At 66.3% G+C, this 20,153-nt stretch carries 23 protein-coding genes; 15 read left to right on the top strand and 8 right to left on the bottom strand.

All coding sequences use genetic code 11. From position 1 onward, the window contains the following. Both AB4Z10_RS10870 and AB4Z10_RS10865 read left to right on the top strand, forming a co-directional pair. A partial coding sequence (locus AB4Z10_RS10870; protein WP_465247581.1) for an AAA family ATPase occupies window positions 1–279 on the top strand: 279 nt, incomplete at its 5' end. A gap of 166 nt (window positions 280–445) precedes the next feature. Next, window positions 446–724 (top strand): PepSY domain-containing protein, encoded by a 279-nt coding sequence (locus tag AB4Z10_RS10865; RefSeq protein WP_441470404.1) that lies wholly within the window; start codon window positions 446–448, stop codon window positions 722–724. A 113-nt stretch (window positions 725–837) separates the two neighbouring features. On the opposite strand, the gene AB4Z10_RS10860 is transcribed toward AB4Z10_RS10865, so the two are convergent. Beyond that, window positions 838–1,998, bottom strand: a complete 1,161-nt coding sequence (locus AB4Z10_RS10860; RefSeq protein WP_441470403.1) for a glycerophosphodiester phosphodiesterase — start codon at window positions 1,996–1,998, stop codon at window positions 838–840. 168 nt (window positions 1,999–2,166) lie between these two features. Then, window positions 2,167–2,307, bottom strand: coding sequence for a hypothetical protein (locus AB4Z10_RS10855; RefSeq protein ID WP_441470402.1), 141 nt, complete (start codon window positions 2,305–2,307; stop codon window positions 2,167–2,169). 182 nt (window positions 2,308–2,489) lie between these two features. Between AB4Z10_RS10855 and AB4Z10_RS10850 the strand changes: the two genes are divergently transcribed. The 4 genes from AB4Z10_RS10850 (at window position 2,490) to AB4Z10_RS10835 (ending at window position 6,498) form a co-directional block, all read left to right on the top strand. Further along, entirely contained in the window at window positions 2,490–3,788 is a 1,299-nt protein-coding gene (locus tag AB4Z10_RS10850; protein WP_441470401.1) for an RsmB/NOP family class I SAM-dependent RNA methyltransferase, read from the top strand. A 45-nt stretch (window positions 3,789–3,833) separates the two neighbouring features. Beyond that, on the top strand, window positions 3,834–5,402 hold the full coding sequence (gene guaA, locus AB4Z10_RS10845; protein ID WP_441470400.1) for a glutamine-hydrolyzing GMP synthase: 1,569 nt from the start codon (window positions 3,834–3,836) through the stop codon (window positions 5,400–5,402). An 83-nt stretch (window positions 5,403–5,485) separates the two neighbouring features. After that, complete coding sequence (locus tag AB4Z10_RS10840) at window positions 5,486–5,710, top strand: hypothetical protein (protein ID WP_441470399.1); 225 nt, start codon at window positions 5,486–5,488, stop codon at window positions 5,708–5,710. An 83-nt stretch (window positions 5,711–5,793) separates the two neighbouring features. Then, entirely contained in the window at window positions 5,794–6,498 is a 705-nt protein-coding gene (locus AB4Z10_RS10835; protein ID WP_441470398.1) for a glutathione S-transferase N-terminal domain-containing protein, read from the top strand. 14 nt (window positions 6,499–6,512) lie between these two features. Here AB4Z10_RS10835 and AB4Z10_RS10830 read toward each other — a convergent pair whose 3' ends face one another. Further along, window positions 6,513–7,103: a phosphoribosyltransferase family protein gene (locus tag AB4Z10_RS10830; RefSeq protein ID WP_441470397.1), complete on the bottom strand. Its 591-nt coding sequence runs from the start codon at window positions 7,101–7,103 to the stop codon at window positions 6,513–6,515. A gap of 125 nt (window positions 7,104–7,228) precedes the next feature. Between AB4Z10_RS10830 and AB4Z10_RS10825 the strand changes: the two genes are divergently transcribed. From AB4Z10_RS10825 to AB4Z10_RS10815, 3 genes are all read left to right on the top strand, one after another. Further along, window positions 7,229–7,585 (top strand): ArsC family reductase, encoded by a 357-nt coding sequence (locus AB4Z10_RS10825; RefSeq protein WP_441470396.1) that lies wholly within the window; start codon window positions 7,229–7,231, stop codon window positions 7,583–7,585. Between the two features lie 182 nt (window positions 7,586–7,767). Further along, window positions 7,768–8,931, top strand: a complete 1,164-nt coding sequence (gene tgt / locus AB4Z10_RS10820; RefSeq protein ID WP_441470395.1) for a tRNA guanosine(34) transglycosylase Tgt — start codon at window positions 7,768–7,770, stop codon at window positions 8,929–8,931. Further along, a complete protein-coding gene (locus AB4Z10_RS10815; protein ID WP_441470394.1) occupies window positions 8,928–9,713 on the top strand; it encodes a hypothetical protein in 786 nt (261 codons plus the stop codon). The genes tgt and AB4Z10_RS10815 overlap by 4 nt, the downstream gene beginning before the upstream one ends. Here AB4Z10_RS10815 and AB4Z10_RS10810 read toward each other — a convergent pair. Further along, window positions 9,657–10,613, bottom strand: coding sequence for a DMT family transporter (locus AB4Z10_RS10810; protein ID WP_441470393.1), 957 nt, complete (start codon window positions 10,611–10,613; stop codon window positions 9,657–9,659). The genes AB4Z10_RS10815 and AB4Z10_RS10810 overlap by 57 nt on opposite strands. 171 nt (window positions 10,614–10,784) lie before the next feature. On the opposite strand from AB4Z10_RS10810, the gene AB4Z10_RS10805 reads away from it, so the two are divergent. Beyond that, a complete protein-coding gene (locus AB4Z10_RS10805; protein ID WP_441470392.1) occupies window positions 10,785–11,441 on the top strand; it encodes a hypothetical protein in 657 nt (218 codons plus the stop codon). A 21-nt stretch (window positions 11,442–11,462) separates the two neighbouring features. Here AB4Z10_RS10805 and eno read toward each other — a convergent pair whose 3' ends face one another. Continuing rightward, complete coding sequence (gene eno, locus AB4Z10_RS10800) at window positions 11,463–12,746, bottom strand: phosphopyruvate hydratase (protein ID WP_441470391.1); 1,284 nt, start codon at window positions 12,744–12,746, stop codon at window positions 11,463–11,465. Window positions 12,747–12,950: 204 nt separating this feature from the next. Here eno and AB4Z10_RS10795 point away from each other — a divergent pair, with 204 nt between their 5' ends. After that, a complete protein-coding gene (locus AB4Z10_RS10795) occupies window positions 12,951–13,076 on the top strand; it encodes a hypothetical protein (protein ID WP_441470390.1) in 126 nt (41 codons plus the stop codon). Window positions 13,077–13,090: 14 nt separating this feature from the next. Here AB4Z10_RS10795 and AB4Z10_RS10790 read toward each other — a convergent pair whose 3' ends face one another. Then, a complete protein-coding gene (locus AB4Z10_RS10790; protein WP_441470389.1) occupies window positions 13,091–13,285 on the bottom strand; it encodes a hypothetical protein in 195 nt (64 codons plus the stop codon). Window positions 13,286–13,553: 268 nt separating this feature from the next. On the opposite strand from AB4Z10_RS10790, the gene queF reads away from it, so the two are divergent. Next, window positions 13,554–14,009 carry a preQ(1) synthase gene (queF, locus tag AB4Z10_RS10785; RefSeq protein ID WP_441470388.1) on the top strand — a complete coding sequence of 152 codons (456 nt, stop codon included), beginning with the start codon at window positions 13,554–13,556 and terminating at the stop codon, window positions 14,007–14,009. A 216-nt stretch (window positions 14,010–14,225) separates the two neighbouring features. Here queF and AB4Z10_RS10780 read toward each other — a convergent pair whose 3' ends face one another. After that, window positions 14,226–15,422, bottom strand: a complete 1,197-nt coding sequence (locus AB4Z10_RS10780) for an MFS transporter (RefSeq protein ID WP_441470387.1) — start codon at window positions 15,420–15,422, stop codon at window positions 14,226–14,228. Beyond that, the gene (gene kdsA, locus AB4Z10_RS10775; protein ID WP_441470386.1) at window positions 15,415–16,284 is read right to left on the bottom strand and encodes a 3-deoxy-8-phosphooctulonate synthase; all 870 of its coding nucleotides are present in this window, start codon (window positions 16,282–16,284) and stop codon (window positions 15,415–15,417) included. The genes AB4Z10_RS10780 and kdsA overlap by 8 nt, the downstream gene beginning before the upstream one ends. 575 nt (window positions 16,285–16,859) lie before the next feature. On the opposite strand from kdsA, the gene clpS reads away from it, so the two are divergent. From clpS to AB4Z10_RS10760, 3 genes are read left to right on the top strand one after another with little or no spacing between them, the layout of a single operon-like run. Continuing rightward, a complete protein-coding gene (clpS, locus tag AB4Z10_RS10770; protein ID WP_441470385.1) occupies window positions 16,860–17,201 on the top strand; it encodes an ATP-dependent Clp protease adapter ClpS in 342 nt (113 codons plus the stop codon). Window positions 17,202–17,246: 45 nt separating this feature from the next. Next, entirely contained in the window at window positions 17,247–19,775 is a 2,529-nt protein-coding gene (clpA, locus tag AB4Z10_RS10765) for an ATP-dependent Clp protease ATP-binding subunit ClpA (protein ID WP_441470384.1), read from the top strand. A 55-nt stretch (window positions 19,776–19,830) separates the two neighbouring features. Beyond that, window positions 19,831–20,070, top strand: coding sequence for a hypothetical protein (locus AB4Z10_RS10760; RefSeq protein ID WP_441470383.1), 240 nt, complete (start codon window positions 19,831–19,833; stop codon window positions 20,068–20,070). Window positions 20,071–20,153: the final 83 nt, after the last annotated feature.

Genomic DNA, 20,153 nt, shown 5'->3' with positions numbered 1-20,153 from the left:
TCGCTGTGCATGAGCCCGAAAATCATGCTGTTCGATGAGCCGACCTCGGCGCTCGACCCGGAGATGGTGAAGGAGGTGCTCGACACCATGGTCTCGCTGGCGGAGGAGGGCATGACCATGCTCTGCGTCACCCACGAGATGGGCTTCGCTCGCCAGGTCGCCGACCGCGTCATCTTCATGGACGCCGGCCAGATCGTCGAGATGAACACCCCCAACGAGTTCTTCAAGAACCCGCAGCACGAGCGCACCAAGCTCTTCCTTAGCCAGATCCTGCACTGACCAAGAACAGCTCAGCGAGCGATGGAAGCGCGTCGGCTTTGCCGGCGCGTTTTTTCGTTTAACGAGCGAATCACAAGGAAGCGCAAAGCATCTTCAGGTGTAGGCGAACCCTTCTACGGAACGAGTCCTCGTCCGGTGCGTTGATGGCGCAAACGGAGGATACGTGATGAAACGTTTTGTCCCAGTCATAGCTCTTGCTCTTCTGGCGAGCGGCGGTGCCTATGCTCAGTCGATCAACATTGGTCCGGGCGGCGTGAGCGTCGACCCCCGTACGCCCCATGAGCGGGCGATCGATCGCGAGATGCGTCAGGAGCGCTACGAGCAAAGGCGCGAGCGCGAATGGCGACGCGCCAACTATTACCGCGGCGACGATTGCCGCACGGTCACGACCGAGCGGGAGACGCCGCGCGGCGTGGTGCGGCGCACGACCCGCGTCTGCGATTGACCAATCTGATTTGAAGGGGAGCGGGCGAGAAGCCCGCTGACGACCAAAGCCCGCGGCGGGAGACGCCGCGGACTTTGGTTTATCCGGCTGTTAGCCTTGCCCGGTTGAAAAGCTTACTTCGCGTCGCGCGCCTTCACGGCCTGATCCGAGAAATCCGAGAACAGGCCGTCGATGCCGAGCGCAATGAAGGCCTTGTACTCGGCCGCGGCGTCACCCTTGAAGTCCGAGGCCAGCCGCTTCGGCTCGCTGCGGAAGGTCCAGGTATGGACGAGAAGGCCGGCGGCATGGGCATCCTTGACCACGTTCGTCGGCGCGATCAGCGTGCGGTCGCGCTCGTCGATGGCGCCGTCGCCGTTGAGGTCCTGCGGCTTGCCGTCAGCGCCGATCGTCTGCTTGGCAGCCATGATGTAGGGCTTCCAGGGGCCGACGCCGTCGGCATAGGTCGCGATCTCCTTGAGCCCTTCGGCGGAGAGCATGTCCTGGAACGTCCGCTTGTCGCCGAGCACCGCGAAGTCATAGGGGCGGTCGAACGGGGCCACGAGCGTGACCTTGCCGTCCTTGTCGACGTCGTCGCCGTCGACAAGCTGGATGAGGCGCAGCTGCGTCTTCTTGCGCAGGTACTTCAGATTGCCGGTCTCGAAGCTCTGGATGAACACCGGCGAGGTCTTCTCGCTCCAGCCGGCAGCCTTGAGCATGTCGAGGAGCTTGTCCTCGAAGGCGAGGCCGAGCGCGGCGTGATAGGTCGGGTGCTTGGTTTCCGGGTAGATGCCGATGGTGTGGCCGGTGCGGGCGCTTTCCGACTTGGCAAGGTCGATCACCTCCTGGAAGGCCGGGATCTGGTACTTGCCGTTGTGCGACTGGTCGCGATCGGCGAAGGCCTGCTTGGCCCGCAGGGTCTTGATCTCGGCCAGGGTGAAATCATTGGCGAACCAGTCGGTGGTGTCGATGCCGTCGACCTTGCGCGTCGTCTTGCGATTGGCGAATTCCGGCCGGTCGGCGACGTCGGTGGTGCCGCTCAGCATCGGCTCGTGCCGCACGACCAGAACGCCGTCCTTTGTCGACACCAGGTCGGGCTCGATGAAGTCCGCGCCCATCTCGATAGCGAGCTTGTAGCCTTCGATCGTGTGCTCGGGCATGTAGCCGCTCGCGCCGCGATGGGCGATGATCAGCGGCTTGCGGGCGGTCGAGGGGGACGCCTGCTGGGCGAGGGCCGCCAGTGCCTGCATGGCCAGTGCGGCGAGAAGCGATGTCGAGAGAAGCAGCGTTTTTTTCATGGTTTGACCCCGGCTCGCAGAAATGCGCGCGAACTTAGGTCGGGCGATGTGACAGGCCCATGAAAAGAATACGTCGGATCGTGAGCAAAGGCTGACGCGCGATGCGATACCCCAAAAAAAGTCCGCGACCCCGGTCGAGGGCGCGGGCGATCCTGCGTGCGCTCGCTGTCAACGGCGGTTTTCGAGCGTGGTCTTCGCGTCGAGGCGCTTGGAGGGCGGCGGCGTGAATTCCGGCTGCGGCTGGGTTGCGCAAGCGGCAAGGCCGAAGGCGACAAGGCTCAGAATGACGATGCGGCTGGCGCTTTTCATGTGCGAATATCCCGGTGGCCGCGACATGCGGTTGCATCGTGTTTCCGCTTGTGAAACGACCGCGTCAAGTGCATGCCGCATGGGCCACCATGCCTCGGCGTCATGTTCGAATTGGTCGAAGCACACCCACTCACCGCCTTGCGGCGCCGGGCCCGAGCCGTCCGTGCCAGGATTGAAACACCATGACGCCAGCCGCCCGGATCAGCGCCGCCATCGAGGTGCTGCAGGACATCATCGAGCGCCGCCGCCCGGCAGCCGATGCGCTGAAGGATTGGGGGCTGTCCCGCCGCTTCGCCGGCTCGAAGGACCGCGCGGCCGTCGCCTCGCTCGTCTATGATGCGCTGCGGCGCAAGGCGTCCGCCGGCTACGCCATGGCTTCCGAGGAGCCGCGCGCGCTGGTTCTCGGCATGCTCGCGGGGCTGCGAGGCCTGCCGCTGGACGAGATCGCCGCGCTGTTTTCGGGCGAGAACCACGCCCCTGCGCCGCTCACCGCCGATGAGACCGCGCTTCTGACCGCCTTTTCCGACGAGGGCGCGCCCGACTGGGTGCGGGCCGATGTGCCCGAATGGCTCTGGCCCTCATTCGAACGCGGCTTCGGCGAGGCAGCGATGGCGGAAGGGCAGGCACTGGCCGCCCGTGCGCCGATCGATCTGCGCGTCAACCGCCTGAAGGCGACCCGCGACGCCGTGCTCAAGGATCTCGCTCACCATCAGCCCGAGACCGGCGCCTGGTCGCCCGATGCGCTGCGTTTCCAGCCGGGTCATGACGGGCGCGGCCCTTCGCTGCAGACGGAGCCCGGCTTCTTTGCCGGCGCGTTCGAGGTTCAGGACGAAGGCTCGCAGCTGGTGACATTGCTCGCCGGCGCCCGGCCGGGCCAGACCGTCATCGATCTCTGCGCCGGGGCAGGCGGCAAGACGCTGGCGCTCGCCGCGCTGATGGCGAACCGCGGTAGCCTCTATGCCACCGATCTCGACAGCCGGCGGCTCGCACCGTTGCACGACCGCGTGGCCCGCTCGGGCGCTGGTATCGTCGAGGTGCGCATCCCACGCTCGCGCGGCCACGAGCCCCTGGCGGATGTTGCCGGCCACGCCGATCTGGTGCTCGTCGATGCGCCCTGCACGGGCTCGGGCACCTGGAGGCGCAACCCTGATGCGAAATGGCGCGTGCGCCCCGGTGCGCTCGCCGAGCGGATCAAGGACCAAGCCGAGGTGCTGGCCCGCGCCGCCAAGCTGGTGCGCCCCGGTGGACGCATCGCCTACATCACCTGCTCCATGCTGCCGGACGAGAATGACGAGGCCATCCGCGCCTTCCTCGGCCGCCATCCCGGCTTTGCTCTGGTCGCACCGATCGACGTGCTCAAGGGCGCGGAAAGCGACTTCTCCCTGCTCGCCCGCTTCGCCACGGAATTCGGCCTGCAGCTCTCGCCGCTGCGCGCCGGCACGGACGGGTTCTATCTGGCTTGCCTCCAGCGGGGGGATTGAGACGCGGCCGTTGCGCACGCCCGCGCGATCCATTAACGGGACGCGATGACGAGCGCTCAGCCCCATCACGACTCCATCCTCATCATCGATTTCGGCTCGCAGGTGACGCAGCTGATCGCGCGGCGCATCCGCGAGATCGGCGTCTATTGCGAGATCGCCCCGTTCCAGTCTGCGGATGAGGCGTTCGGGCGGCTGAAGCCCAAGGGCGTGATCTTCTCGGGTGGCCCGGCCTCGGTGCCGGACGAGGGCAGCCCGCGCGCGCCCGAGGCGGTCTTCACGGCTGATATCCCGCTGATGGGTATCTGCTACGGCCAGCAGACCATGGCGCATCAGCTCGGGGGCAAGGTCGAGGGCGGGCACGCCGCCGAGTTCGGCCGTGCCGATGTCGAAATCCTTGCTCCTTCGGCGCTCTTCGCCGGCGTCTGGGAGAAGGGCTCCCGCTACCCGGTCTGGATGAGCCATGGCGACCGCGTCACTGAGCTGCCGCAGGGCTTCTCGGTCAAGGCGACCTCGGAGAACGCGCCCTTCGCGGTGGCGAGCGACGAGATCAGGCGCTTCTACACCACGATGTTCCACCCCGAGGTGGTCCACACCCCGGATGGCGGCAAGCTGCTGCGCAACTTCGTCGTAGAGATCTGCGGCTGCAAGCCGGACTGGAGCATGTCGGCCTATCGCGCCGAGATGCAGAAGAAGATCCGCGAGCAGGTCGGCACCGGCCGCGTCATCTGCGGCCTTTCCGGCGGCGTCGACTCGGCTGTCGCGGCCGTGCTGATCCACGAGGCGATCGGCGATCAGCTCACATGTGTCTTCGTCGACCATGGCTTGATGCGGATGAACGAGGCCGAAGAGGTCGTTCGCCTGTTCCGGGATCACTACAACATCCCGCTGGTCCATGTTGAGGCCGAGGAGCTGTTCCTCTCCGAGCTTGCCAAGTGCGGTGCCGATCCCGAGGCCAAGCGCAAGACCATCGGCCGGCTCTTCATCGACGTCTTCGACGCAGAGGCGGCCAAGCTCGGCGGCGCCGATTTCCTGGCGCAGGGCACGCTCTATCCTGACGTGATCGAGAGCGTCTCCTTCTCCGGCGGCCCCTCGGTGACGATCAAGAGCCACCACAATGTCGGCGGTCTGCCCGAGCGCATGAAGATGAAGCTCGTCGAGCCGCTGCGCGAGCTGTTCAAGGACGAGGTCCGCGTGCTCGGCCGCGAGCTCGGCCTGCCCGAGGCCTTCGTCGGCCGCCATCCCTTCCCGGGGCCCGGCCTCGCCATCCGCTGCCCCGGCGAGATCACCAAGGAGAAGCTCGACATCCTGCGCAAGGCGGATGCGATCTATCTCGACGAGATCCGCAAGGCCGGGCTCTACGACGTGATCTGGCAGGCCTTCGCCGTGCTGTTGCCGGTGCGCACCGTCGGCGTGATGGGCGACTACCGCACCTACGATCATGTCTGCGCGCTGCGCGCCGTGACCTCGGTCGACGGCATGACCGCGGATTTCTATCCCTTCGACATGAACTTCCTCGGCCGCGCCGCGACCCGCATCATCAACGAGGTCAAGGGCATCAACCGCGTCGTCTACGACGTGACCTCGAAGCCGCCCGGCACGATCGAGTGGGAGTGAGCGCGGGCGCTCGCGGCCGCGTCATCGGCCATGAGCGCATGCCGCCCTGACGGCGCTGCCCGTCGCTTGCCCTGGATCGGGAAATGAGGGCAGGCGGTTTTCGCAGCAAGCGGCTTGCGTGCAGGCCCCACCTGACATTGCTCTACGACCGCTATCGCACGCTGGCGTTTCGCGTGCTGCCGCTGAGCTGGACGGTGAAGAATTTCGTCCTGATCCGCAGCGTTCCCCCGCAAACCGGACGAAATCCTCGGCCGTTGGCCCTTGGTCGACCCGAGATCGTGCAACCTCGCAAGCCGGCCTTGTGGTGATTGAGCCGGGCGCCCCGTTGCTTTGGGCGCGCGCGGCTCTATCGTCCGGCACCGAAGCTCTTCCGATTCAACCGGAGCACCCTATGGCCGATCTCTCCGCTTTCCCGATCAGCAAGCGCTGGCCCGCCAGCCATCCCGACCGCATCCAGCTCTATTCGCTGCCGACGCCGAACGGCGTGAAGGTGTCGATCGCGCTGGAGGAACTGGAACTGCCTTACGAGCCCCACCTCATCGACATCGGCAAGAACGAGACCTGGGGCCCGGAATTCCTCTCGCTCAACCCGAACGGCAAGATTCCCGCGATCATCGATCCGAACGGGCCGGATGGAAAGCCGCTCGGCCTGTGGGAGTCGGGCGCGATCCTGCTCTATCTCGCCGAGAAGACCGGCAAGCTGCTGCCGAAGGATCCGGCCGCGCGCTACGAGACCATCCAGTGGGTGTTCTTCCAGATGGCGGCGATTGGCCCGATGTTCGGCCAGCTCGGCTTCTTCCACAAGTTCGCCGGCCGCGAATACGAGGACAAGCGCCCGCGCGACCGCTACGCCAGCGAGAGCAAGCGCCTGCTCGCTGTGTTGGAGGAGCGCCTGGCGAGCCGCACCTGGATCATGGGTGACGAATTCACCATCGCCGACATCGCGATCCTCGGCTGGGTGCGCAATCTCGTCGGCTTCTACGGGGCAGGCGAACTCGTTGACTATTCCACCCTGACGCATGTGCCGATCTGGCTGGAGCGCTGCCTGTCGCGCCCCGCGGTCCAGCGCGGCCTCGACATCCCGAAGCGCCCCTGAATGCCGGCACTCCCTCAGGGCATATCGCTGGGGGAGGGCACGGGCTGAACCGGTGCCAGTCTTTCCAGGGCGTGCACGGAGATGCCGCCCTGGGCAAGTCGTTCGCGGCCTCCCAGCCCGTCGAGTTCGAAGACGAAGAGCGCATGCGTGCAGTGTGCGCCAAGTCGGCGAAGCAGCTGCGCCGTCGCCAGCGCGATGCCGCCCGTGATCAGGCAGTCGTCGATGATGGCGACATGACGTCCGTCGAGCCGATGGCCCTTCGACAGGGCGACGCCATTGCCGAGCTCGTAATTGGCCGCGAGACTGCGGACGACGTCCGCGCGGATCGAACCGACCTTGCGGATATCGATGAAGCCGAGGCCGTTTCGGAATGCCAGCGCGCCCGCAAAGCCGAGGCCGCCGACGTCGATTCCGGCAAGAAGGTCGGTTTCCTCATCGAGATGGGCCGCCAGGGCTTCGCAGGCCGTTTGCATCCAGCGGCCGTCGCAGGTGAAGGTCGTGGCATCGGGAAAGTCGACGCCGACGACCGGGTGGTCCTTCCAGCGGCGATGGGGAAAAGCAGGTGGCGCCGGCGTTTTCTGCGCTGAGGCCGAGACGATATCCATGCTATCTCCTGCCTGCATCCGACGATGTCATCCGCCATGTCATGCCTGTTTGCAGTCTTGCTGACAAACCCGGATGACAGCTGGGTGGCGGATGCTGCGACATTCCACACAGTCCGGGCGAAGGCATGACGATCACCATCTACGGCATCAAGAACTGCGACACGATGAAGAAGGCGCGCAGCTGGCTCGACGGCCATGGTGCGACCTACGCGTTCCACGACTACAAGGCGAGTGGTATCGACAAGGCCTCGCTCGAGCGCTGGGTGAAGGAGCATGGCTGGGAGACGGTGCTCAACCGCGCCGGCACGACCTTCCGTGCGCTTCCCGACGCCGAGAAGCAGGGGCTCGATGCGGCCAAGGCCATCGCGCTGATGCTCGCCCAGCCCTCGATGATCAAGCGCCCGGTGCTCGATCTCGGCAAAGGCAGGACGGTCGTCGGCTTCAAGCCCGAAATCTACGAGGCGGCGCTGGCGAAGGGCTGAGCCTGGGCGACTGCCGTCATTCTCGGGCGGCGCCTAGCGCCGACCTAAGAATCTCCTGAATGAGGCTCAAGAGCCCTCTAGTCCTGAGATGCTCGGGGCAAGCTCGAGCATGACGGCGGCGAACGCCCATCCAGCGCGCGCGCCTCTTCCCTAAAGGCGCGTGCTGCTCTACCTCGCAGCGCATGAACGCACAGCCCGAACTCGCGCAGCCCCAGACCGCCGCGACAACCGACTTCGCCTTCCATGTCGCCGCCCGCGACGGCGCCGCCCGCACCGGCGCGATCAGCATGCCGCGCGGCGTCATCCGCACGCCCGCCTTCATGCCGGTCGGCACCGCCGCAACCGTGAAGGGCATGTATCCCGATCAGGTGAGGGCGCTCGGCGCCGATGTCGTGCTCGGCAACACCTATCACCTGATGCTCCGCCCGGGTGCCGAGCGCGTCGCCAGGCTCGGCGGGCTGCACAAGTTCATGAACTGGCCGCATCCGATCCTGACCGACTCCGGCGGCTTCCAGGTGATGTCGCTGTCGCAGCTGAGGAAGCTGACGGAGGAGGGCGTTACCTTCCAGTCGCATATCGACGGCTCGAAGCATGTCCTTACGCCCGAGCGCTCGGTCGAGATCCAGAATCTGCTCGGCTCCGACATCGTCATGCAGCTCGACGAATGCGTCGCGCTGCCCTGCGAGGACAAGGTGGCGGAGAAGGCGATGCGCCTGTCGCTGCGCTGGGCCGAGCGCTGCAAGGCGGCCTTCGGCAACCATCCCGGACGGGCGCTGTTCGGCATCGTGCAGGGCGGGGCGGTGCCGCATCTGCGTGTCGAGAGCGCGCGCGAGCTCGCCGCGATGGGCCTCAAGGGCTACGCCGTCGGCGGTCTCGCGGTCGGCGAGCCGCAGGAAATCATGCTGGCGATGATCGAGACGGTCGAGCCGCATCTGCCGCAGGAAAAGCCACGCTACCTCATGGGCGTCGGCACGCCGGACGACATCGTCCAAGCGGTGGCGCGCGGCATCGACATGTTCGATTGCGTGATGCCAACCCGCGCCGGCCGCCACGGCCAGATCTTCACCCGCTTCGGCCGGATGAACCTCAAGAACGCCAAGCACGCCGAGGACCCGCGGCCGATCGACGAGCAATCCTCCTGCCCTGCGGCGAACAGCTGGTCGCGCGCTTATCTGCATCATCTCGTCAAGGCCGAGGAGATGCTCGGCAAGATGCTGCTGACCTGGGTCAACCTCGCCTATTACCAGGATCTGATGGCAGGCCTGCGCGCTGCCATTGCCGCCGGTCGCCTCGCCGATTTCATCGCCGAGACCAAGGAAGGCTGGGCCAGGGGCGAGACGGCTTGAGCGCAGGGCTGGCCCTTCTACCGATCAAGATGGCGATCGCTGCCTCGGTCGTGGTCGGCTGTTCCGTTCTGGCCGAGCGCACGGGGCCGCTGGTCGCGGCGATGATCGCGACGCTGCCGATCTCACTCGGGCCGGTGCTTGTCTTCCTCGCGCTCGATCATGACGCCGCTTTCATCGCCGCCAGCGCGCTGGGCACGATGAACGCCAATCTTACCCATTCCGCCTTCATCCTGAGCTATGTGCTTCTGGCCCAGCGCCTGACGATGCTGCCCTCGCTCGTGGCCGCCGCGGCCGTCTGGGTTCTCGTGCTGGCCRGCGTGCGCAGCCTGGCACTGCCGGCGCTGCCGCTCACGGTCCTGACCATCCTTGCCTTCGGTGTCGTGCATATGCTCGTGCGGCCTTATCTCTCCGTGCGCACGGCCGCCCCCGCCGCACTTTCGCGCTATGCCATTCCGATCCGGGCAGGCTGCGTCGCGGTGCTGGCGGGAATCGTCACAACCGCGAGCGATCGGGTCGGGCCGCTCTGGTCGGGTGTCCTTGCCGGTCTGCCGATCGTCCTGTCGAGCCTGATTGTGATCCTGCATCCCCGCATCGGCGGGAAGGCCACCGCAGCGGTGATCGGCAGCGGGGCTCTCGGGCTGCTGGGCACGGGGCTTGGGCTTGCCGTCGTGCATTGGATGGCGGTGCCGTTCGGCTCGTGGACGGCGCTCGCCATGGGGCTCGCCTTATCGGTCGGCTGGAATCTGGTCCTGACCGGCCTTGCGCGCCGGCTTGCGCCATGAGGCGACGAACAGCCCGGCGATGATCAGCATGATGCCGGCGAGCTGCAGCGAGGAGGGGATCTCGCCCAGCACCGGGATCGCTAGCAATGTGCCGGTGACAGGGATCAGGGGCGGGAAGCGGCCGACGACCGCCGGCCCCAGGACATGCGCCGCCCAGCCCCAGATCCACAGGCCGATAATGACATTGGCCACGCCCTGGTAGAGCGCATGCAGCGACAGCAGCCACCATGGTGCGATGTCGAAGCCGCGGAAGAAGAACAGGGCGTAGATCGGCAGCCACACCAGCGACAGTACCGAGACGATAGCTGCCGCGCGCAGGCCATCGACCTTCCAGAGCTGGATCATCAGCGGATAGAAGCCCCAGAGCAGGCCTACGCCGAGGAACATCAGGTCTCCTCGCAGCGTACCGGCGCTCGAGCCGCTCGTGCCGGCGATGGCGAGACAGGCCAGACCGGCGAGCACGCCGCAGATGCCGATCACGAGATTGCGTGTGAGCACCGCGCCGAACAGCACGATCGAGCCGACGATACCGATGAGCGTCACGGTGCCCGGTCCGATCGTGGCGCCATGCGCCGCCGGTGCGAGGGTCAATCCCATCAGCATCAGGAAGGTCATGGGGAAGCCGCTCGACAGCGTCAGCAGCAATCCGCGCCCCCACCCGACGCCGCCGCAGCTGGCGAGGCCCGGCCGCAGGAAAAGCGGCAGCAGCAGGAGGCCGGCCGTGGCGAAGCGAAGTGCCAGCAGATCGTAAGGCGTGATGCCGTGCAGCACGGCATGGCGACTGATGGCGAAGTTCGAGCCGAAGATCAGGACGCTGAGCAGCATCCCGGCTACAGCCAGCCTGCGCCGGCGGCGCTCCTTGTCGTGAGGCGCAGGAAGGCTGACGACGCGCTGATCCATGCGCCGGCATAGCGTGGATTGCTGCGGTGCCGTTACCGGCCGCTGTGCATGGCACCTGCGCCTGCGGCGACGGACCGCAATTGCGCCGCGTTTCGGCCCCGCTGGCGCCGTGACGCGCCGGTTTCCTTGCACTGCGATATCAAGATCGGCCAGCCACCGGAGTGATCGCCGATGCCCGGCAACCGCTATTCCCCCAGGCCTGCTGCCATGGCGAGCCGCCTCGGCCACCATCTCCTACTGTCATTGGGCATCGCCACAGCGACAGCGGTGGTCGCGACGCTTCCCGGCCTGCTGTCCGGCGCCGTGCCGCGCCATAGGGCCGCGCATGCGCGGGTCGAGCAGGCGGCGCTGCCGAAACTCGCGCTGCTCCGGGACGGCAAGATCGCCGATCGGCTCGATGGGTCTGACCTTGCTGCGAACGAGGGTCTCGCGGCCAATCAGCAGGTTACGCCGGCCGCCCTGGCGATGCCGATGTCGGTGAGCTGGCCGGAGGGCGACGAATGGGCCCCACCGCAATTCGCGGAGCTCGGCAAGCCGCGGCTGGAAACGCCGGGCAAGGCGAGACATTCGCCCCCGGCGCGGCGAACCGCTTCACCGCCAGAGCGCAACGTCGTCGTCGCAACCCCGCTCGTGATCCTGCCTCCGGCCGCGGCGACGGCAATCGAAATGGCACAGGGGGGCGAGGAGTCCCGCGACGATTCCTGGAGCCGCTTCGTCGTGGCGCCGGCGACCAAAGTCTCCGACGCAGTATCGGGCGCCGCCGGCAGCGTGCAGGCGGCCGGTGTCTGGGGGCTCTCCCAGGCAACGAGCCTGCTGCCGCGCTGGTGAGCGCGGCAGCCGAGGCCTCGATCAGGCCAGTGCCTTCAGCGCTGCGCGGCCGGCATAGATCGCCTGCGCGCCCAGCTCCTCCTCGATGCGCAGTAGCTGGTTGTACTTCGCCGTCCGGTCGGAGCGGGCGAGCGAGCCGGTCTTGATCTGCCCGCAATTGGTCGCGACCGCGAGGTCGGCAATCGTCGAATCCTCGGTCTCGCCCGAGCGATGCGACATCACGGCGGTGTAGCCGGCGCGCTGCGCCATCTCGACGGCGGCCAGCGTCTCGGTCAGCGAGCCGATCTGGTTCACCTTGACCAGGATCGAGTTGGCCGTCTTGCCCTTGATGCCCTGTGACAGGCGCTCGACATTGGTGACGAACAGATCGTCGCCGACGAGCTGGCACTTGGCGCCGACGAGGTCGGTCAGCGCCTTCCAGCCCTCCCAGTCATCCTCCGACATGCCGTCCTCGATCGAGACGATCGGGTAGTTGCCGACGAGCTTGGCGAGGTACTTGGCCTGCGCCTTGGGGTCGCGCGTCTTGCGCTCGCCCTCATAGACATAGGCGCCATCCTTGAAGAACTCGGTCGCGGCGCAGTCGAGGGCCAGCGCGATGTCCTCGCCGGGCCGATAGCCGGCGCTCTCGATCGCCTGCATCACGAAATCGAGTGCGGCTTCCGCCGACTTGATGTTGGGGGCGAAGCCGCCCTCGTCGCCGACATTGGTGTTGTGGCCGGCGTCGTGCAGCTTCTTCTTCAGCGTGTGGAAGATCTCCGAGCCCATGCGCAGGCCTTCGGCGAAGGACTCCGCGCCGACCGGCATGATCATGAATTCCTGGAAGTCGATCGGGTTGTCGGCATGGGCGCCGCCATTGACGATGTTCATCATCGGCACGGGCAGGACGCGGGCCGAGGTGCCGCCGACATAGCGGTAGAGCGGCAGGCCCGAGGCTTCCGCCGCAGCCTTGGCGACGGCAAGCGAGACGCCGAGGATGGCGTTGGCGCCGAGCTTCGCCTTGTTGGGCGTGCCGTCGAGCTCGATCATCGTCTGGTCGATGGCGGTCTGGTCTTCGGCGTCCATCGCGACGATCGCCTCCGCGATAGCGATGTTCACCGACTCCACGGCCTTGAGCACGCCCTTGCCGAGATAGCGGCTTTTGTCGCCGTCGCGCAGCTCGACCGCCTCATGCGCGCCGGTCGAGGCGCCGGAAGGGACGGCGGCGCGGCCCATCGAGCCGTCTTCGAGCACGACATCGACCTCGACCGTCGGGTTGCCGCGGGAATCGAGGATCTGGCGTCCGATGATGTCGATGATCGCGGTCATGGCAGGCTCCGGAGAGGACGAGGAAGGGTGAGGCGCTTCTAGCCAACAGCCTGCCGTCGCGAAAGCCCCGATCCGCATCCGGGCGCTTCGAGCCATCGATGTTCGGTCGTGGGTGGCAAAGCCGCGCGTACCGACCTCGCTGCTGGCTCGCAGGTTGCGGGAGAGCCGGACGAACGCCGTCCAGCTTTCCTTCGAGAAACGAACATGTTCCAGAATCTTACGGGCCGCCACCGACCCTCCTTGCTTGCTGTCCTGTTCTGGTGCGGTCTGACGATCCTGTGGTGGGCCGGGCTGTGCGCCTTCGCCGGGCGGCCGATCTGGTTCTGGTAGGACAGCCGGGAGATCTAACTCTCGTCGTTCGACATGCCGAGATAGGTGCCGAGCATGAAGCCGCTCTGCAGCGCAAAGAGATAGCCGATCCAGACGAGGATACTGAACAGGCCGAGCTCCCCCCGAACCAGCCAGAGGGGGAAGGCAACAAAGGTCATGATCGCGCTGGCGAGCACGATCGCCGGATATCCGTGCGAGAGACCGATCAAGAACCCGACCAGAAACAATATGCCTGCAATTATCATAGAATTGTATTGATCGGTGCCGAATAGTTGCTTTGGGGCTATAGTCTGGCTTCTGTCGAAGCAAGGAAGCGTGTGGAAACTCGATAAATATTGATCGAGTTGAAGCAGGCATGAGCTTTGGGCGTCGATGCGCGCTCGTAGCGTCCGACGATGGCGAGCGCGTGGCATTCGCGGCTTTCCCCCTTCGCGGAAGATGAGCTACACGCTCCGGCAAACTTGAGGAGCATCTTCCATGGCCATCGACGCCTCGACCTTGCAGCTCGGCCAGAGCGGCCCGTTGCCCACCTCGCCCGAGGAAGCGCGGCTCGACCGCGTGCCCAACCCCCATGCCGGCACGCGCTATCTCGCGCGCTTCACCTGCCCGGAATTCACCTCGATCTGCCCGGTGACGGGACAGCCTGATTTCGGCATCCTCGTCATCGATTATCTGCCGGGCCAGTGGCTGGTGGAGTCGAAGTCGCTGAAGCTCTATCTCGGCGCGTTCCGCAATCACGGCGCCTTCCACGAGGATTGCACCGTCTCGATCGGCAAGACGCTGGTCGATCTGCTCGAGCCGGAATGGTTCCGCATCGGCGGCTACTGGTATCCGCGCGGGGGCATTCCGATCGACGTGTTCTGGCAGACCGGCGAGCCGCCGAAAGGCCTCTGGCTGCCGGATCAGGGCGTCGCGCCCTATCGCGGACGCTGAGGCACCGGGCGCGAGAGCGAGGCTCGGACGGCTGCGGCGGGGATAGCGCAGCTTGCTCGGCGAAGGGCCTGCGCCTCACCCCTGCGCCTCCAAATGATCACGGGCCGGCCAGAGATCAGCATTTGATGCGTCGAAGTCGGCAACAGCCGACTTCGACGCAGGAGAAGGGGCTCCGCGCGATCAGCGGCGAAATTCCGTTCGGGCGGCGGGCTCTGTTCAGCTCCGCGAGCCGAGCGGCGGCAGCAGGCGCGGCGTGAGGAGCCCGAGCACACCGATCCCGATACCGAAGACGATCAGTGCATGCTGAGTCCCGAGCAGATTCAGCAATGCACCCATGACCAGCGGCCCGGTGGCGTGCCCCATGAAGAAGAAACAGGCGAACAGCGCCATCGCCGAGCCGCGCGCCGTCGGCGCGAGCTCCGTCGCCTGCGCCTGGAACGTGCCATGGAGCAGGAAGAAGCCGAAGCCGGTCAGCAGGAATACGCCGATGGCCGTCCACCACGGCGCGGGCACGGTGAAGGCGAAATAGGCCAGCGCCACCGCGAGGCCGCCATAGCGCATCATCTGCCGTGGCCCGACCCGTTCGACCAGGATGCGCGTCAGCACGCCGTAGACGAGCCCGCCGAGACCCATTGCGCCGATGGCAAGGCCGGCCTGTGAAGAGCTGGTGCCCGAACGCTCGTGCAGGATGGCGGCGATGAAAGGCGACAATCCGAAGACGAGCGATCCTTCCAGCAGGACGAGCAGATAAAGCAGCTTGCTGCGCGGATTGGCGAAGACCGCCTTGTAGCTCGTGATCGCGCCCGCGAGGCTGAGCGGCGCACGCGCGGCGTCCGGCCGCGGTTTCAGCACGACCCGCACCAGGAGCGCGCCGCCGCCGGCGAGCACGCCTGCAATGACGAGCACGGCACGCCAGCCGATATAGTCGGCAACGAGGCCGGAGAAGGTGGCGCCGGCCATCTGCCCGATGATCATGATCACCAGGAAGCGGCCGAGCATGATCTGCCGCTCCGCCATCGGCGCACGGTCGCCTATGGCGGCCATCGCAGCAGGAATGACGCCGCCCGCCATCGCGCCGCCGGCCGCACGCAGTACCAGGAGGGCGCCGAAGCTGGTGGCGAAGGCCGCGAGTATCGAGAGCACGCAGAGCGCGGCGAGGCAGGTCGAGATGCTGCGCAGCTTGCCGACCGAGTCGGCGATGGGACCAAGGAAGGGCTGGCCCAGGGCGTAGCAGCTGGAGAAGGCGGTCGCTACGAAGGCGATCTGGTGGACGCTCTGGCCGAACTCGCCCGCGAGGGTCGGGACCAGCGGGTCGATCAGCCGCATGGTGAAGGTGGAGGCGAAGCCGCAGAGCCCCAGGATCGGGATCAGGGCGCCCAGATCGGATTTGGACGCCTGCGCGGGTTTAGACATAGGCGACGGCTGGCGCCTGGCGGTTCTTGGCCAGTCGGTCGAAGCCCTGCAGTTCGGCGATCAGATCCTGGAATTCGGAGAGGGGCACCATGTTCGGGCCGTCGGACGGTGCGCGATCGGGATCGGGATGGGTCTCGATGAAGAGTCCGGCGACCCCGACGGCGACGGCTGCCCGCGACAGCACCGGCACAAACTCGCGCTGGCCGCCCGTGGAGGCGCCCTTGCCGCCCGGCTGCTGCACGGAATGGGTGGCGTCGAAGATCACCGGCGCGCCGATCTCGGCCATGGTCGGCAGGGCGCGCATATCCGAAACCAGCGTGTTGTAGCCGAAGGAGACACCGCGTTCGGTCAGCATGACGTTCGGGTTGCCGCTCTCGGTCAGCTTCGCGGCGACGTTGACCATATCCCAGGGCGCCAGGAACTGGCCTTTCTTGACGTTGACGACCCGGCCGGTCTGGGCCGCCGCGACGAGCAGATCGGTCTGGCGGCAGAGGAAGGCGGGAATCTGCAGCACGTCGACGACCTCGGCGACAGGAGCGCATTGGCCCGCGTCGTGCACATCGGTCAGGACCGGCATTCCGGTGCGCTCGCGGATCTCGGCGAAGACGGGCAGGGCGGTTTTCAGGCCCATGCCGCGCGCGCCTCTGACGCTGGTCCGGTTCGCCTTGTCGAAGGAGGCCTTGAACACCAGTCCGATGTTGAGAGCGACCGCGATTTCCTTCAGCGCCAGCGCGCATTCGAGCGCATGGTCGCGGCTTTCCATCTGGCAGGGGCCGGCGATCAGCGCGAGCGGCAAGGCATTGCCGAAACGCACGGGCCTGGCGAGTTCCTCGCCGATGGTGACGACGGCGTTGGGTGTCATGGTGGTGTCCTTGTCCAGCGGGCCCGCGAGAGGCTTAGAGGCTGCCAGGGATCATGGACAGGGTTTGGGCCGGTCAAGCAGGTCGAATGCCAGGAGCGTCGCGCAGCCGATATCATTGCTATCGGCAAGCCACGCGACGCTGCAGTCGCCCTGTTCCACCTCACCGCGCACCGGCGTGTCGCTTTTGTCCGATCGCGGCGTCGCCCGTCGCGGGTAAGCTGGAAGGCTTGCCCGCGCCAGGCTCCTGGCCCTCGGGCAAAAATCGCCGACGCCCAAATCCTGTCCATGATCCCTGGCAGCCTCTATGTCTGGCCGGGCCGGGGCGGGTCAAGCCGCGGCAGGCGGTTGGCAGCCATGTCGCGAAGAGTTGCGTGTAGCTGGCGGGAACGGACTGGCGAAGCAGGAGAGAGGTCTGTAAATTCGTACGCGAAGCACTATCTCGGGTGGGAAACGAAGATCGATTTGGATTGGAATGCGATAGGCATGGCGGGGCGCAAGTGATGCAGGCAGGTCAGGGCACAGCAATGCAAGCCGAACCGACCTCGCGCCTGCCGGGGGGCGCGGGCGCGGAGGCCATGGCTGATCGCCCGCGGCGTGCCGGCCCACCGGCCGACGGCAGCAAGGAAGGCACCGGCACTGCGGTGTTGACCCGCACGCGGACGCGTAAGCCCAATCTCTATCGTGTCCTGCTGCTGAACGACGACTACACTCCGATGGAGTTCGTCGTTCACGTTCTGGAGCGGTTCTTCAACAAGGACCGCGCCGAAGCCACGCGGATCATGATGCATGTGCATCAGAACGGCGTCGGCGAATGCGGTGTCTTCACCTACGAAGTCGCCGAGACCAAGGTTACGCTCGTCATGGATCTGGCGCGCAAGCATATGCACCCGCTGCAATGCGTGATGGAGAAGAAGTAGCCTTGGGTCAGAACTCACCTTCCGGAAACAGATAGGAGCGCTCCCTTGCCGAGTTTCTCGCGCAGTCTCGAACAGGCGCTTCACCGGGCTCTGGCTCTCGCCAATGAGCGCCGTCACGAATACGCCACCCTCGAACATCTCCTGCTCGCCCTGGTAGACGATCAGGACGCGGCCGCCGTGATGCGCGCCTGCAGCGTCGACCTCGACCTGCTCAGGCGCAATCTCGTCGACTACATCGACGCCGAGCTGACGAATCTCGTCACTGACGGGCGCGACGATTCCAAGCCGACCGCCGGCTTCCAGCGCGTGATCCAGCGCGCCGTCATTCATGTCCAGTCTTCCGGCCGCGAGGAAGTGACCGGCGCCAATGTGCTCGTCGCCATGTTCGCCGAGCGCGAGAGCCACGCCGCCTATTTCCTGCAGGAGCAGGACATGACCCGCTACGACGCGGTCAATTACATCAGCCACGGCATCGCCAAGCGCCCCGGCGCGACCGAGAGCCGCCCGGTGCGCGGCTCCGAGGAGGAGAGCGAGCCCCAGCGCGAGCAGCGTTCCGAGCAGGGCAACACCGAGGACAAGGACAAGAAGAAAAAGGAAAGCGCGCTAGAGGCTTATTGCGTCAACCTGAATCGGAAAGCGAAGGACGGGCGGATCGATCCGCTGATCGGACGCGAGGCCGAGGTGCAGCGCACGATCCAGATCCTCTGCCGCCGTCAGAAGAACAATCCGCTCCTGGTCGGCGACCCCGGCGTCGGCAAGACGGCGATTGCCGAGGGCCTGGCCCTGAAGATCACCCGCGGGGAAGTTCCCGAGGTGCTGAAGGACGCGACCGTCTTCTCGCTCGACATGGGCACGCTGCTCGCCGGCACACGCTATCGCGGCGACTTCGAGGAGCGCCTCAAGCAGGTGATGAAGGAGATCGAGCAGCACCCCAAGGCGATCATGTTCATCGACGAGATCCACACGGTGATCGGCGCCGGTGCGACCTCGGGCGGTGCGATGGACGCCTCGAACCTGCTCAAGCCGGCGCTGGCCTCCGGCACGCTGCGCTGCATCGGCTCGACCACCTACAAGGAATACCGCCAGTATTTCGAGAAGGACCGGGCGCTGGTGCGCCGCTTCCAGAAGATCGACGTCAACGAGCCGTCGATCCCGGACACGATCGAGATCCTGAAGGGCCTCAAGCCCTATTTCGAGGAGTTCCACAAGCTGCGCTACACCAGCGACGCCATCAAGGCCGCGGTGGAGCTCTCGGCGCGCTACATCCATGACCGCAAGCTGCCGGACAAGGCGATCGACGTCATCGACGAGACCGGGGCCTCGCAGATGCTGCTGCCCGAGGGCAAGCGCAAGAAGGTCATCGGCGTGAAGGAGGTCGAGGTCGCGGTTTCGACCATGGCGCGCATCCCGGCCAAGACCGTCTCGAAGGACGATGCCGAGGTGCTGCGCAATCTCGAGCAGACGCTGAAGCGCTCGGTCTATGGGCAGGAGAAGGCGATCGAGGCGCTGTCCTCCGCGATCAAGCTCGCCCGCGCCGGCTTGCGCGACGGCGAGAAGCCGATCGGCTGCTACCTCTTCGCCGGCCCGACCGGCGTCGGCAAGACCGAGGTGGCGCGCCAGCTCGCTTCCTCGCTGGGTGTCGAGCTGATCCGCTTCGACATGTCGGAATACATGGAACGCCACACCGTCTCGCGGCTGATCGGCGCGCCTCCCGGCTATGTCGGCTTCGATCAGGGCGGCCTGCTGACCGATCAGATCGACCAGCATCCGCACAGCGTGCTGCTGCTCGACGAGATCGAGAAGGCCCATCCCGACCTGTTCAACATCCTCCTGCAGGTGATGGACCACGGCAAGCTGACCGACAACAACGGCAGGCAGGTCGATTTCAGGAACGTCATCCTGATCATGACCACCAATGCCGGAGCCGCCGACATGGCCCGCAACGCCTACGGCTTCACGCGCCAGAAGCGCGAGGGTGACGACACCGAGGCGATCAACAAGCTGTTCGCGCCGGAGTTCCGCAACCGTCTCGACGCCACCATCTCCTTCAGCCATCTGCCGAAGAGCGTGGTCGCCCGCGTGGTCGACAAGTTCGTGCTGCAGCTCGAGGCCCAGCTCGCCGACCGCAACGTCACCATCGAGCTCTCGGACGAGGCGCGCGAATGGCTGGTCGAGAACGGCTATGACGAGGCGATGGGCGCCCGGCCGATGGCCCGGCTCATCCAGCAGACGATCAAGACGCCGCTTGCCGATGAGGTTCTGTTCGGCCGGCTCAAGAACGGTGGCGCCGTCAGGGTCGTGGTGGTCCAGTCCGAGACCGGCATCAAGGTGCTCGGGCTCGAATTCCCCGACGGCCCGGCCAAGCCCAAGCCGGAGAAGGACGTCGCGACCGCGACGGCCAAGCGAGCGACAAAGCCGCGCGCCAAGGCTGTCGGCGGCGACAAGACCACGAAGATGCCGCCCCGCAAGGCTCCCAAGGGGGGCTCTGGCCCGGATGACGACACCGGCAATCCGCCGAAGACATCCGGACGCACGGTCCGTACTGTTCCGAAAGTACCGCTGACGAAGGCCTGAGAACGTGTTGTTCCGACGCAAGAAAGCAGCCCTCGCCGAAACCGGCGAGGGCATAATGCCCACGGCGGCTCCCGCGCCGCAGCGCCCGCCCAAGGAAAAACTGGGCTGGTTCGAGAAGCGCGACCRCCGCCGCCGCCGCCGCAAGATCTTCGAGGAGGTGCTGGGCTGGATCCTCGTGCCGGCCTTCATCTATCTGATCTATCTCGGCGTCCAGGCGGTCGGCGGCATACCCAAAGAGCTGATCGACTTCGCCAATGAGCTCGTCACCATGGCGATGAAGGGCGGCAAGGGCTGAGCACCCGCGGCCTTGCAGGGAGCGCAGGGCCGTTCCTCCTTCCCGAAGCTTGGCGGGCCCTTGCGAGGTAAGCCATAGGGGTT

This window comes from Allobosea sp. RAF48 (assembly GCF_052114025.1).
In the GTDB taxonomy this organism is placed as follows: Bacteria; Pseudomonadota; Alphaproteobacteria; order Rhizobiales; family Beijerinckiaceae; genus Allobosea.
This window is presented reverse-complemented; position numbering and strand designations above follow the sequence as displayed.